Below are 13,896 nucleotides of genomic sequence, written 5' to 3' on the forward strand. Positions count from 1 at the left end.
TTCTTTTTGGAAAATAAGTCTTTTATTTGCAACCTAATTCCTCCTAACTTTTTTAGTACTAAATACTAATAGGATACAATAAATGTTATACACTTTTTGTTAACATTTGTCGATAAAATTCAGCTAAATTTCGTCATTTTAAAATTTCTAAACAGTTGAAATTTGTAAAAACTTATCAAAAATTAGCTTTTTTACGCACATTCAAAATCCCTTGAAATTCAACGTTTTCCAATGTTTTTTTACCCATTTAAATATTATAACAGATAAAAAAGGATAGTACTACACTACTTATTTTGAGTATTGTAATACTATCCCCTCCAAATATTAATATCTGGTGATAAAAACTATTTAATTAAAGCTAGTTTTTTTGTTTTTTCTTCGATTTCTTTAGGGTCCACTTTAATACGTGCAACACCTGTTTCCATAGCAGCTTTCGCAACACTTGCTGCTACTTTTGGTGCAACGCGTGGATCAAATGGAGCTGGGATAATGAAATCTGGAGCTAAATCATTTTGACTAACTAAACTCGCAATTGCCTTTACAGCTGCAATTTTCATTTCTTCGTTAATATGTGTAGCTCGAACATCTAATGCACCGCGGAAAATTCCTGGGAATGCAAGAACATTGTTAACTTGGTTTGGATAATCACTACGTCCTGTACCAATTACTAATGCACCAGCTTCTTTTGCATCTTCTGGCATAATTTCTGGATCAGGGTTTGCCATCGCAAAAATGATCGGATTTTCATTCATTGAACGAACCATTTCTTTCGTAACTGCTCCTTTTACAGAAACACCTACGAATACATCTGCATCTTTAATTACATCTGCAAGGCTTCCTTGAATTCGATCCTTATTTGTATATTTAGCTACTTCGTTTTTTACACTATTCATACCAGTTGGTCGACCTTCATAAATAGCACCTTTTGTATCACACATGATGATAGAACGTACACCGAAACGATATAATAATTTTAAAATTGCAATTCCTGCTGCTCCGGCACCGTTTAGTACTACTTTTATGTCTGCCATATTTTTATTTACTAATTTTAATGCATTTACTAATCCAGCTAATGTAACAATAGCAGTTCCATGCTGATCATCATGGAAAATTGGAATATTTGTTTCACGTTTTAAGCGTTCTTCTATAATAAAGCAGTTTGGAGCTGCGATATCTTCTAAATTAATTCCTCCAAATGTAGGCTCTAACAGCTTAACAGTTTGGATGATTTGTTCAACATCTTGCGTTGCTAAACAAATTGGAAACGCATCTACACCAGCAAAGCTTTTAAATAGTGCCGCTTTGCCTTCCATTACTGGTAATGCAGCTTCTGGTCCAATATTTCCAAGACCAAGAACAGCAGATCCATCAGAAACAACACCAACCATGTTACCTTTCATCGTGTACTCATACACTCTGCTTTTTTCTTCATAAATTTCTTTACATGGCTCAGCAACACCTGGTGAATATGCTAAACTTAACTCTTTTGCATTTGTAACAGGTACTTTTGAATTTGTTTCTAATTTACCTTGATGAATCCTATGCATATGTAATGCTTCTTCACTTAATAATGACAAACTGTTCACTCTCCCTAATAACGACGAGTTGAAATTATTTCAACTGTTTATTTCTTGGAAACTTTTTTTTTATAATAGATGTCTTTATTTTTAGAATAACATCCATCTTAATAATAAATGATTTTAAAGAAAAATGTCTATTTCTTTAATACAACATTTTCATCTCCGACAATTTTTTTCAACATAGACAGACATGTAACTGTAGGATTTACGAAGTATTGTTCAGACAATTGAACTGCTTTCTTTTCTTCTTCATAGTATAAAACCACTTTCGTATGACCCTTAAATTGTGCGATTGCTTGTTGAATTGTAAATGAAATGTTTTTATTAGTATGTCCACTAACTTTAATAAATAAAGTTAACTCTTTTTGGCTATTTCTCTCTTCAACTTCCTCAACTGTCAAAACTTCATTTATGATTAATTGCTTTCTCTCATCACGTTCATCTATTTTAGCCCTTACAACGACGACTTCTTTTTCCTTTAATTTATGGCGATACTTTTCTAAAGTTTTAGGAAAAACGACGGCATCAATTAATGTACTCATATCTTCTACTTGTAAAAATGCCATATGTTGCTGTTTCTTTGTTTTCGTGACTCTTAGGTCCCGAACGTATACAAAAACAAGCTGTTCCTCTTTGCTATTTTGAATCATAGATGAAATCGTTGACGTTCCACTTTCATTCTGTAATTTCTCATACTGGCTAATTGGATGGCCAGTTAAATACGTTCCCAATGCTTGTTTCTCAAGTTCAAGCTTAATTGAAATTTTCATCGGGTCAACTTGGATTAATTGTGGTTTTGGCACAAAATCTTCATCCAAAAATAAATCAAATTGATCTTCATTTTCTGGCCTCACAATATCAACATAATCAAAAATAATATCAATATTTGCAAGAAGAGTTGCCCGGTCTATTCTGAATTCATCAAAACAACCAGCAAAGATTAAGTTTTCAACACTTTTACGATTTAAAGCCTTTGGAGATATTTTGATACAAACTTCAAAAAAATCATGATATGGACGTTTTTGTAAAATTTCTCTTACAGAAGCCATTCCAATATTTTTGATAGCTAACAAACTAAAGCGTATACCCTGCCCTTCAACAACAAAAGCGTACTGACTTTTATTAATTGAAGGTGGAAAAATTGGGATTCCTTTTAACTTTGCCTCGCCGATATATGTTGATACTTTTTCCTCACTACCAATAAAACTTGATAATAATGCTGCATAAAATTGTAATGGATAATTAGCCTTCAAATATGCCAATTGGTAAGCAATCATACTGTAGGCAACTGCATGACTTCGGTTAAATCCGTAGTTTGCAAATTGCACAATCAAGTCATATACTTCATTGGCAATTTTTTCATCATAGCCTTTTTTAATAGAACCTTCCACAAAATGAATTCTTTCCTCGTCTAGCACTTCTTTCTTCTTTTTACTTACCGCTCGACGAAGTAAATCCGCTTCACTTAAAGTAAATCCAGCTAAGGAAGATGCAATTTGTATAATTTGTTCTTGATAGATGATCACGCCATATGTAGGTTCCAATATTTTTTCAAGATCTGGATGAGGATAAGTAACCTTTTCTAACCCATGTTTATATTGAATAAACTTCGGAATTTGCTCCATAGGACCTGGTCGATATAGAGCATTTACCGCAACAATATCTTCAAATTGATTTGGTTGCAATTGTTGTAGTACTCTTCTCATGCCTGATGATTCTAATTGAAAGACACCAGATGTATCACCTTTACTTAGTAATTCAAAAGTCTTTTCGTCTTCTAAAGGTATTTGATCTAACAAAATACTCTCACCAGTAGTTTCTTTAATTAACTTACATACTTCTTCTAACAAGCTTAAATTTCTAAGCCCAAGAAAATCCATCTTTACTAATCCGAGCTCTTCAAGAATTTCTGCTGGATATTGAGTTAAATAAACACCATGATTGCCTTCCTGTAAAGGCACCACATTCGTTAAAGGCAATTCTGAAATAATGACACCAGCTGCATGAATACTTGTATGCCTTGGCAAACCCTCTACTCTACAAGCTACTTCAAATATTCTTTTATGAATACCAGAGTGATCCACATGGTTTCGAAACGCTTTTGATTGTTCGTAAACATCCTTTAAAGAGATACCTATTGTTGATGGAATAAGCTTCGAATATCGATCAATCTCAACGGGTGCTAAACCCATTACCCTTGCTATATCTCGAATAGCTGCTTTTGCTCCTAATGTTCCAAATGTAATGATTTGAGCGACGTGTACATCACCATATTTTGATGCAACATAATCAATCATTTCATCACGGCGATGGTCTGGAAAATCTATATCTATATCAGGCATTGAAATTCGTTCTTCATTTAAAAATCGTTCAAAAAGCAAGTTATAATGCAGTGGGTCTACATTGGTAATATTTAAAACATAAGCAACTAGAGAACCTGCTGCTGATCCACGTCCCGGCCCAACAGTAATCCCTTGTTCAAGTGCATATTTAATGAAATCCCATACAATTAGAAAGTAATCATCAAAGCCCATTTTATGTATGATTCTGAGCTCCATTTCCAAACGCTCTTTATGTTTTTCTTCTATTACTCCATAACGTTCAACTAAACCTTTTTCACAGATTAACTTTAAGTAATCTACAGTAGAATAAGATTCAGGTACTGGATACTTAGGTAATAATGGTTGGTGAAATGGTATATCAACATTACATAATTGTGAAATTTTAACTGTATTTAGAAATGCATCTTCTTCGTCAATAAATAAATTTTCCAGTTCATTTTTCGTTTTATAATAATATTCATGTGTTCTTAATCTCGGTCTTGATTCATCTGATAATTTAGTAGCATTCTTTACAGAAAATAAAGCATCCTGAATCAATGCATCCTCTTTCTCTACATAGCGTACATCATTTGTAACAACTAAATGAACGCTCGTTTCGCTTTGAAGCTGCTTAATGAATGGATATAAAGTTCGATTTTCAGGTAAACCATGATCTTGAATACTAACAAAAAACTCTTCAAATATTTTTTGGTACTCTTTAACCTGTTGAACCGCTCGCTCATGTTCGCCATTTAGCAAATATGTTTCTATTTCCCCTTCAATACCTGGCGTAATCGCAAGGACTTGTTGACTATATGCAGATAACCATTTTTTAGGAACGCCCAAAGGAGACTTTGTTCCGATGATGCTAGTTAACTTTAGTAGGTTTTCATAACCTTTTAAAGATTTCGCCAGCAAAATTAATGGAAATACGTTTTGATCTTCTGTTAATATAGAAAGCTTTACTCCGATGATAGGTTTGATGCCTGCTTTTCTACACGCATGATAAAAAGGAATAACGCCGTACATGACATTTTCATCTGCAATAGCAAGCGCAGGATGGCCTTGTGTAATAGCTGCGTTAATTAATTCTTCAATTTTACAAGCGCTTTGCAATAGGCTAAACGAACTTTGAACCTGCAAATGAACGAAACTCATCTACACTCCTCCTTATCTTCTCTTTATACTCTATTCTATCACAAAATGCGAACTTACATTCTATTTTCGTTCGTGAAAAAATTGGATTTATTTCTATTCTTTATTAAAACATACATGAAACAATCATCATACACAAAACACTTTGTCCATATATATTTAAGGAAGGAGTGATTCATAATGGAGCTTAAATTACCGTTTATCCCAACATTAATCTCAATGTACTTTATTGCACTTGGGATTATCATTGGTGGTGCATTAATAGGGTCAATTGGATACTATGTAATTGGTGAACCACCACTTAGTAAAATGTATGATTTATCGATGAGTCTTCGTATTTGGGCAATTGTTGGGGCAGTCGGTGGAACGTTTGATACGTTTTATAGCTTTGAAAAAGGACTATTCGCAGGAGAGACGATTGAGTTTATTAAGCAAATATTTATGATTATAGCTGCAATGGGTGGAACACATACTGGCACAATCATTATTCAATGGTTTACTGGAGAGCATGTATAGTGAAAGCTCCTCCAGAAAAACTTTCTTTTGGATGGGCTAAGTTTTTTGCCGGTATTTTTTTTGGTACAGTTATTAGCTGGATGGTCTTTATTTATGAGTATGGGGTTACACAAGAACATCAGGTTAAAATCATAAATGAATTAAAAGATGAAAGAAATGACCTAATTCGAGATAAGAATATTTTAGTAGAAAGCCAAGAAAGATTAAACGAGGAAAATAAACGAAACTTAACAGTTCAAGAAATTAAAGTGATGATTATTAATGAAAAGCAATATAGCCTAAATAAATTTACACGGTATCAATTAATTGAAGATGTCCAAAATGATTTAAGTCATTTACTTACACAAGATATTCGAAGTGTTTCAAGGAATCGCGAGTTACTAAGAAGAGCCATTGAAAACAAAGTTTATAAGAAAGACGATCGAAGGTTTAAGCTCCTAGTTGATACAATCTACTTTGATACGACTCTAGAAATCACATTAAAAATCAGAAGTACAAAATAAAGAGAGGCATACTCTGAAAATGATTGCCTCTCTTTAAACAGATTATTTTTCTTCTTTACATACCTTTTTTAACGCTTCAACTACTTGATCTGCTTCTTCCCAAGAAAAGACTTTTGCTCCAGAAGCAAGTGGATGTCCACCACCATTGAAATTCGCTGCTACTCCATTAATAACAGGTCCTTTTGAACGAAGACGAACACGAATTAAATCATCTTCTTCTAAGAAAATCACCCATGCTTTTACGCCTTTAATATGACCAAGAGAACTCACAGCTAAAGAAGCTTGTTCAGAATTAACGTTGTATTTCGCCATTAATTCTTTCGTCATTCTAATATGTCCTACCCCTTCTTCCGTTAGGTTGAAATTTTGAAGAACATATCCATTTAAATGAGCCATTTCAATTGAAGTCTCATACATATTGTCATAAATATCTACGATTGAAAAATCTTTTTTGATTAGCTGACTAGCAGCATGGAAAGTTCTTTCTGTCGTACTAGGAAATAAAAAACGCCCAGTATCACCAATAATCCCTGCATAAATTAAACGTGCTGCTTTGTCAGTTAAGACAAGCTGCTCATTACTACTCTCTGCCAGTTCAAAGATTAATTCACTTGTTGAGCTAGCCGTTGTGTCCACATGCATAATATCACCGTAAGGATCTACATTTGGATGATGATCAATTTTAATAAGTTTTTTGCCAAGTGTATATCGTGCATCATCAACTCGCTCGGTATTTGCTGTGTCACATACAATAACAAGTGCATCGTTATATGTATCATCTTCAATATCATCCATTTGATATAAATAATGTAAAGACTGCGTTAATTCACCAACTACATATACATTTTTTGCAGGATAGCTAGATTTAATCATTTCAGCTAAACCACATTGCGAACCAATCGCATCAGGATCCGGACGAACATGTCGATGTATAATAATTGTATCGAACATATGAATATCTTTTAAAATTTGTTCTTTCATCGTTCTACCCCTTCTTTCCATTATTTTTTAAAACTTTTGAAATATAGTTTCTATCAAGTTAAAATAGAATTATGTATTTGTAATTGAAAGGTGGAAGCTTAGTGGATAGCATCGCAACAATCGTCATTATTTCATTTGTTTTATTCTTATTTTATGTTACCAAATTTTTCTTTACAAGCGAACTTTTAACAAAAAAAATTGCTGGCTCTCGAGCTAGATTAACTTTTGGGTTGTTCTTGTTACTTTATGGAGTGTTTCAAATCATGTCAAAAATTGAGCTATTAACAATCGTAATTGGGATTGTATTTATCATTTTTGGTTTTGCTAATCTATACAGAGGATACTTGCAAAATAAACATTACAAAGCCATTCAAAATAAACAAACTGTATAGAAAATATATATAACATTAGAAAAGGAAGGGGAACATTTTGCCCTTCCTTTTTTACTTTATCGATCTAATAATTGCATCATCATTAATGCTTTTCCAACTAGTATTCCTTGTTGGTAAACCTCAACATCAACTTTTCCAAATTTACGCCCTAGCTCTAATACTTTTGGTTTAATTTCAATCACATCATCGATTTGAACAGGTTGTACGAAATAAATCGTAATGTTTTCGACGATTACATCACCATTTTTCTTCATTTCTCGAACCGCACGTTTTCCTGATTCCGTCACGATTGTAGTAAATACACCATGTGAAAGTGTACCTATTACATTCGTCATTTGTGGAGTAACGTTACAACGAATAATCAATTCTTCACTTTTTTGATCCTTTTCATTATGAAATTGACTTGTAATAATATCATCAATCGTTTCTCCAACTTGTGGTTGACGTTGCAATTGTTGCAAGGCTTCAAGAACGTCTTGACGGCTAATAATTCCTAGTAATATATTTGATGAATTAACAACTGGAAGTAATTCAATTCCTTCCCAAACCATCATTCTAGCTGCAGCTGCAACCGACATTTTTTCATTCACACTAATAGGATGCTTCGTCATCACTTTATCAATTCGTTGAGTTCTCTGTTCATGAATGACATCTTTTGAGGTCACAATCCCGATTAATTTACCTCGATCATCTACAACAGGATAACGACCATGCCCCGTAACTCGATTATACTCAAACCATTTTTCCACTTCATCAGTAGGTGATAAAGTTGATGTTTTTTCGAATGGAATTAATATATCTTCAACTAATACAATATCTTTCTTAATCAGTTGATCATAGATTGCTCTGTTAATTAATGTCGCAACTGTAAACGTATCGTAGCTAGATGAAATAATCGGCATTTTCATCTCATCTGCTAGACGTTTCACACTTTCATCTGTATCAAAACCACCTGTTACTAAAACAGCAGAACCTTCTTTTAGAGCAAGCTCATGTGCTTTCACGCGATTACCAACAATTAATAGATTATTCGCGGTAATATAACGCATCATTGCATCAAGCTGCATTGCTCCAATAACAAACTTATTTAACGTTTTATGTAATCCTTCTTTCCCACCTAAAACTTGTCCATCAACAATGTTAACGACTTCTGCAAATGTTAACTTTTCGATATTTTCTTTTCTTTTTGTTTCAATACGAATTGTACCAACTCGCTCTATAGTACTTACATAGCCTTTATTTTCTGCATCTTTAATAGCTCGATAAGCAGTACCTTCACTTACGCTTAGATCTTTTGCTATTTGTCTAACAGAAATTTTATGACCTACTGGTAGTTGTTCAATATGTTCTAATATTTGATCGTGCTTTGTTGTCAATTGCTTCACCAAGCTTTCAATGGTTGTATTAATATTTTTATTAACTATTATATAACAATTCATACCATTAAAAAAAGCACGTTTAAACGTGCTTTATAAACTGTACTATAATTTTAACGCTTAATTTATATTACAATAATGAAATGGTTGTATTTGGTTCTTGAACAAAACCGTTTTTCTTTGTTAACTTATTTAAAAATTCATTAGGGTCGGCTTGAATAGCTGGGAATGTATTGTAATGTATTGGCACTACCTGTTTAGCATCGATCCATTCTGCTGCAATTACTGCATCATCAATCCCCATTGTGAAATGATTACCGATTGGTAAGTAAGCTAAATCGATTTGTTCGTATTCACCAAGTGTTTTCATTCCTCTAAATAATGCTGTATCACCGGCATGATAAATTGTCTTCCCTGCAATTTTTAGTAAGACACCTGTAGCAGGACCTACATTTATTATTTGCTTATTTTCTTCATCAACGATACTTGAGCCATGAATTGCCTCAACTAATTTCAGTTTTCCAAATGAAAACTCCTTTTCTCCACCAATATGCATTGGTACAACATTTACACCTTGCCATGAAATCCATGTTGCTAGTTCTACAGGTGCGATGACTGTTGCATTATTTTGTTTAGCAAGTTCTACAGTATCACCTAGATGGTCTCCGTGTCCGTGTGTAACATAAATATAATTCACCTTTAGATCCTCTACCTTAATATTCGTATGAGGATTGCCATTAATAAACGGGTCAATGATAATTGCGTCTTGCCCATGTTCAATTAATAAAACACTTTGTCCAAAATATGTGATATTCAAAAGAACTCACTCCTTTAAATAAATTAGTATCTACCATATTTTAACAGATACTGACTATTTTCAAAAATAATAAACCACCGATGTTGCTGTTATTTTACGACTTCTTCAACAAATGATAAAATAATGATATAAAACACTGTAAACACTATTTGTTGAATGCAGTAAATTGTTTTTTGAGAAAGGATGTTACATATGGAACACCGTATACAAAATCTATCAACTTGGTTAAAAGAACAAGATATTCAACTAGGATTCATTACATCTACTGAGAATGTATTTTATTTAACTAATTTCCATTGTAATCCGCATGAACGCCTACTGGCAGTTCTTGTATTTCCAAATGATGAACCAATTCTTGTTTGTCCGCAAATGGAAGTTGGACATGTAAAACACGCTGGTTGGAAATATGATGTAATTGGCTTTAATGACAGTCAAGACCCTTGGGCTATGATTCAAGAATCATTAGCTAAACGTAATATCACTGTTAGCCGTATGGCAATTGAAAAAGAACATTTACTTGTTCAGCGATATGAGAAATTATTACAACTATTCCCAGGTGTACAATTCTTAGCTGCTGAAGAAAAATTACATGATTTACGCTTAATTAAAGACCAAGAGGAAATTCGTCGTATGCAAGCGGCAGCTGATGCAGCTGATATGGCATGTCAAATCATTGTCGACCGTATTGCTGAAGGTAAAACTGAAATGGATTTAATTGCTGAGATGGAATACGAAATGAAGAAAAAAGGATTTGCAAAAACTTCATTTAGTACATTAATCTTAACTGGTGCAAATTCAGCTTTACCTCATGGTAACCCAGGAACAAACGCAATTAAAAAAGGTGAGTTTGTTTTAATGGATTTAGGATTTATTGTTGATGGATATTGCTCTGATATTACTCGTACAGTAATGTTTGGTGAGCCTAATGAACAACAACGTGAAATTTATGAAACTGTTTTAAAAGGTCAACTTGCTGCAATCGATGTAAGTAAACCTGGTGAAACATTAGGTAATGTTGATCGCGCTGCTCGTAACATCATTGCAGATGCAGGTTATGGTGAATACTTTGTTCATAGAATCGGTCATGGTTTAGGTATTGGTATTCATGATTACCCATCAGTAAATGATTCAAATACAGGTATTATTAAAACAGGCATGTCATATACAATTGAGCCTGGTATTTATGTACCAAATGTTGGTGGAGTTCGTATTGAGGATGATATCGTCATTACTGAGACTGGTGCTTTAACTCTTACTAAATTCCCTAAAGATTTAATTATTTTATAAGATGAGTCAAGTAGATACCATCATTGTTCGACAGGTTACTCCTTCAGATGTTCCGATCATGCATAAATGGGAATGTGATGATCAGATCGGTAGGCTTGTTGGAGTTGAAAAACCTAGAAGTTTTGAAGAAATGCAACATGGCTATAATCAGTATTTTGAAGGTTTAAAACCGACGCTTCATTTGTTTACAATTGAGTATAATGGTCAATGTGTCGGTAGAGTCGAGCTAGGAAATCTTGATCAAGTAAATAGCCATGCCGCATTTGGTATTCTCATTGGCGAAAAAGATTTACAAAATAGAGGAATTGGTTCATTCGCAATAAACTATTTACTAAATTTTGCTTTCAACAATTTACAATTAATAAAATTGTATGGGGAAGTTTACGATTTTAATTTATCATCACAAACATTTCTTACAAAAAATGGTTTTCATTTAGATGGAATCCTGAGAAAGCATGAATTTTTTAGAGGCGAACATCGTGACATGTACCAATATAGTTTTTTAAGAGAAGAATATTTGAAATAATACTAAAAGGTAGTCAAGTTTACTTGAACTACCTTTTTTATATTTCTTTATCTATTTTAAGAAGCCAAAATAAAAAATCCCTTTCCTGTATAAGAAAAGGGATTTAATCTAATTAATTCGTTGATACTGAAGTACCTTGTAATAATGTAGCTGCTTCTTTAAACTCTAAACCGTGAGCTTCAGCAACTGCTTCATAAGTTACATACCCATCAAGAGTGTTAATACCTTTTAATAATGCTACATTTTCTAAGCAAGCTTTGTGATAGCCTTTGTTAGCAATTTGAACAGCATAAGGTACAGTTACATTCGTTAATGCCATTGTTGATGTACGAGGTACTGCGCCAGGCATATTAGCTACTGCGTAATGTACTACTCCGTGTTTCTCATATGTTGGGAAATCATGTGTAGTAATACGATCAGTCGTTTCAAAAATTCCACCTTGATCGATTGCGATATCTACAACAACAGAACCTGGTTCCATTGCTTCAATCATTTCTTTTGTAACAAGTTTAGGCGCTTTAGCACCTGGAATTAACACTGCACCAATTACTAAATCTGATTCTTTAACTGCTTCAGAAATATTATATGGATTAGACATTAATGTTGTAATTTGATGTCCGAAAATATCATCTAATTGACGTAAACGATCTGGGTTTAAGTCGATCATTGTTACATGGGCGCCAAGACCTACAGCCACTTTAGCAGCATTTGTTCCAGCAACTCCTCCACCAATGATTGTTACTTTTCCACGACGAACACCTGGTACGCCACCTAAAAGAATTCCTTTACCGCCTTTGTTTTTCTCAAGGAATTGCGCCCCGATTTGAGCTGACATACGACCAGCAACTTCACTCATTGGTGTTAATAATGGTAAAGTGTTTCCAACTTGTACAGTTTCGTAAGCGATTCCAACTACTTTATTATCAATTAAAGCCTTCGTTAACTCTGGCTCTGGAGCTAAATGTAAGTAAGTGAAAAGAATTAAACCTTCACGGAAATAGCCATACTCACTTGGAATTGGCTCTTTAACTTTCATAACCATTTCATTGTTCCAAGCTTCTTCAGCTGTTTCAACAATTGAAGCACCAGCTTTTACATATTCTTCATCATTAAAACCTGAACCTAGACCAGCAGCTGTTTCGATGAAAACAGTATGACCATGTCCTACTAAATTCATTACACCAGCTGGTGTAATTGCTACTCGATTTTCATTATTTTTTATTTCTTTTGGTACCCCAATACGCATTTTATTTCCCCCTGAAATATAATTAATTCGTGCCTCTTAGGATGAATTCTATATTTTAAAATATAACACCTTTATTTTATCACAAAAAGGTAAAATGACCCAATGAAAACGCTTTTTTTCTAATTAAATTGTTAATTCACAATCTTTAGTACTATAATTTATGCTTCAATATTGGATTTGTCCCATTTATTCTTTATAAAGATTGATGCCTATATTTATGAATGACATCTAAGCCACCTGTTATTTCAATTACATCACCCGTAATAAAGTCTGACTCATCTTTACACAAAAACTGAACCATTCTTGCTATATCCTCACCACTACCAAATCTACCAACAGGTGCATTTCCACTACCTTTTTGTAAGGCATCAAATCTAGAAGCTTCCTTCATTTCGCCAAATATATCGCCAGGACAAATCATATTAGAAGTGATTCCATGTTCAGCCTCTTCATACGCAATTGTTTTCGTTAGTGAAACTAATCCGACCTTTGCAGCACTAAACGCTGATCTGTAAATCCAACCCGATGCTGAATTTGCCCCTTGGAAGCCATAATTGATAATACGACCAAATTTTTGTTCTCTCATAATCGGTATAATTTGCTTTAACAAATAAAACACACTGTGCAAATTACCATATAACAAGTATTCCCACTCCTCTTCAGAGTAGTCAGCCAGTTTTTTACGGTTAAATAGATATGGTCCGGCATTGTTAATTAGACAGTCAATTCTTCCAAATTTCTTCATTGTTTCTGTCGTAATCTCTTTTAAAAATTCTTTATCGGTTATATTTCCTTGTAAAAAGAGAATTCGGTCCGAATATTCATTCCACTCTTCTTTTCTCTGGTTCATTGCTTGTTCATCTGAGAAATATGTAACCGTTACAGAGTAGCCCTCTTTTAAGAACGATTCTGTAACTTTTTTTCCCAATCCTTTCGTTCCTGCTGTTATGACAGCATGTTTCATATACTTCTTCCTTTCAAATCTAAATAACAACCTAGTTTATGTTTGAAGACAAAAATGAGTTTTTTCTTAATTAAATTTCATGAGTTTTATGTATGTTTCTATCTATCCTATCTTATACAATTTCAAATAAATTAGTTAGCTACAGCTAAACTAGAAAAAATTAGATATGTAAGGTAAATATAACTTAGTTTTTTGTTTATGTTAAATAGAATTTCTTAAAAATGAAGCAGTT

12 protein-coding genes are annotated in these 13,896 nt (G+C 33.5%); 5 read left to right on the plus strand and 7 right to left on the minus strand.

What is annotated here, in order from left to right:
- Positions 1 to 344 precede the first annotated feature (344 nt).
- Together ystJ and dnaE are read right to left on the minus strand one after the other, a co-directional pair.
- Positions 345 to 1,547 (minus strand): NADP-dependent malic enzyme, encoded by a 1,203-nt coding sequence (ystJ, locus tag V7056_RS07035; protein ID WP_499700571.1) that lies wholly within the window; start codon positions 1,545 to 1,547, stop codon positions 345 to 347.
- A 167-nt stretch (positions 1,548 to 1,714) separates the two neighbouring features.
- Positions 1,715 to 5,059 (minus strand): DNA polymerase III subunit alpha, encoded by a 3,345-nt coding sequence (gene dnaE / locus V7056_RS07040; RefSeq protein WP_499700548.1) that lies wholly within the window; start codon positions 5,057 to 5,059, stop codon positions 1,715 to 1,717.
- A gap of 177 nt (positions 5,060 to 5,236) precedes the next feature.
- Between dnaE and ytrH the strand changes: the two genes are divergently transcribed.
- Positions 5,237 to 5,572: a sporulation membrane protein YtrH gene (gene ytrH / locus V7056_RS07045; RefSeq protein ID WP_088002864.1), complete on the plus strand. Its 336-nt coding sequence runs from the start codon at positions 5,237 to 5,239 to the stop codon at positions 5,570 to 5,572.
- Positions 5,572 to 6,075: a sporulation membrane protein YtrI gene (gene ytrI, locus V7056_RS07050; RefSeq protein ID WP_499700551.1), complete on the plus strand. Its 504-nt coding sequence runs from the start codon at positions 5,572 to 5,574 to the stop codon at positions 6,073 to 6,075. The genes ytrH and ytrI overlap by 1 nt, the downstream gene beginning before the upstream one ends.
- Before the next feature lie 42 nt (positions 6,076 to 6,117).
- On the opposite strand, the gene V7056_RS07055 is transcribed toward ytrI, so the two are convergent.
- The gene (locus V7056_RS07055; protein ID WP_499700553.1) at positions 6,118 to 7,056 is read right to left on the minus strand and encodes a DHH family phosphoesterase; all 939 of its coding nucleotides are present in this window, start codon (positions 7,054 to 7,056) and stop codon (positions 6,118 to 6,120) included.
- A 101-nt stretch (positions 7,057 to 7,157) separates the two neighbouring features.
- Between V7056_RS07055 and V7056_RS07060 the strand changes: the two genes are divergently transcribed.
- Entirely contained in the window at positions 7,158 to 7,448 is a 291-nt protein-coding gene (locus V7056_RS07060) for a YtpI family protein (RefSeq protein WP_192602987.1), read from the plus strand.
- A 56-nt stretch (positions 7,449 to 7,504) separates the two neighbouring features.
- Here the strand turns inward: V7056_RS07060 and V7056_RS07065 are convergent, their stop codons facing one another.
- Both V7056_RS07065 and V7056_RS07070 read right to left on the minus strand, forming a co-directional pair.
- Positions 7,505 to 8,824, minus strand: a complete 1,320-nt coding sequence (locus tag V7056_RS07065; RefSeq protein ID WP_499700555.1) for a DRTGG domain-containing protein — start codon at positions 8,822 to 8,824, stop codon at positions 7,505 to 7,507.
- A gap of 130 nt (positions 8,825 to 8,954) precedes the next feature.
- Positions 8,955 to 9,641, minus strand: a complete 687-nt coding sequence (locus V7056_RS07070; RefSeq protein WP_499700557.1) for a metal-dependent hydrolase — start codon at positions 9,639 to 9,641, stop codon at positions 8,955 to 8,957.
- 192 nt (positions 9,642 to 9,833) lie between these two features.
- Between V7056_RS07070 and V7056_RS07075 the strand changes: the two genes are divergently transcribed.
- Both V7056_RS07075 and V7056_RS07080 read left to right on the plus strand, forming a co-directional pair.
- Positions 9,834 to 10,928, plus strand: coding sequence for a M24 family metallopeptidase (locus V7056_RS07075; RefSeq protein WP_499700559.1), 1,095 nt, complete (start codon positions 9,834 to 9,836; stop codon positions 10,926 to 10,928).
- A 1-nt stretch (position 10,929) separates the two neighbouring features.
- A complete protein-coding gene (locus V7056_RS07080; RefSeq protein ID WP_499700561.1) occupies positions 10,930 to 11,454 on the plus strand; it encodes a GNAT family N-acetyltransferase in 525 nt (174 codons plus the stop codon).
- Between the two features lie 112 nt (positions 11,455 to 11,566).
- On the opposite strand, the gene ald is transcribed toward V7056_RS07080, so the two are convergent.
- Together ald and V7056_RS07090 are read right to left on the minus strand one after the other, a co-directional pair.
- Entirely contained in the window at positions 11,567 to 12,700 is a 1,134-nt protein-coding gene (gene ald / locus V7056_RS07085) for an alanine dehydrogenase (RefSeq protein ID WP_499700563.1), read from the minus strand.
- Positions 12,701 to 12,893: 193 nt separating this feature from the next.
- The gene (locus V7056_RS07090) at positions 12,894 to 13,664 is read right to left on the minus strand and encodes an SDR family oxidoreductase (protein ID WP_499700565.1); all 771 of its coding nucleotides are present in this window, start codon (positions 13,662 to 13,664) and stop codon (positions 12,894 to 12,896) included.
- Between the last annotated feature and the right edge of the window lie 232 nt (positions 13,665 to 13,896).

The sequence above is a fragment of the Bacillus sp. JJ664 genome, from assembly GCF_036962205.1.
GTDB lineage: Bacteria > Bacillota > Bacilli > Bacillales > Bacillaceae_G > Gottfriedia.

What these genes read in the sequence shown, in the direction of transcription:
- ystJ (WP_499700571.1), bottom strand. Translation starts at nt 1,547, where the DNA reads ATGCATAGGATTCATCAAGGTAAATTAGAAACAAATTCAAAAGTACCT.
- dnaE (WP_499700548.1), bottom strand. Translation starts at nt 5,059, where the DNA reads ATGAGTTTCGTTCATTTGCAGGTTCAAAGTTCGTTTAGCCTATTGCAA.
- ytrH (WP_088002864.1), top strand. Translation starts at nt 5,237, where the DNA reads ATGGAGCTTAAATTACCGTTTATCCCAACATTAATCTCAATGTACTTT.
- V7056_RS07055 (WP_499700553.1), bottom strand. Translation starts at nt 7,056, where the DNA reads ATGAAAGAACAAATTTTAAAAGATATTCATATGTTCGATACAATTATT.
- V7056_RS07075 (WP_499700559.1), top strand. Translation starts at nt 9,834, where the DNA reads ATGGAACACCGTATACAAAATCTATCAACTTGGTTAAAAGAACAAGAT.
- V7056_RS07080 (WP_499700561.1), top strand. Translation starts at nt 10,930, where the DNA reads ATGAGTCAAGTAGATACCATCATTGTTCGACAGGTTACTCCTTCAGAT.
- ald (WP_499700563.1), bottom strand. Translation starts at nt 12,700, where the DNA reads ATGCGTATTGGGGTACCAAAAGAAATAAAAAATAATGAAAATCGAGTA.
- V7056_RS07090 (WP_499700565.1), bottom strand. Translation starts at nt 13,664, where the DNA reads ATGAAACATGCTGTCATAACAGCAGGAACGAAAGGATTGGGAAAAAAA.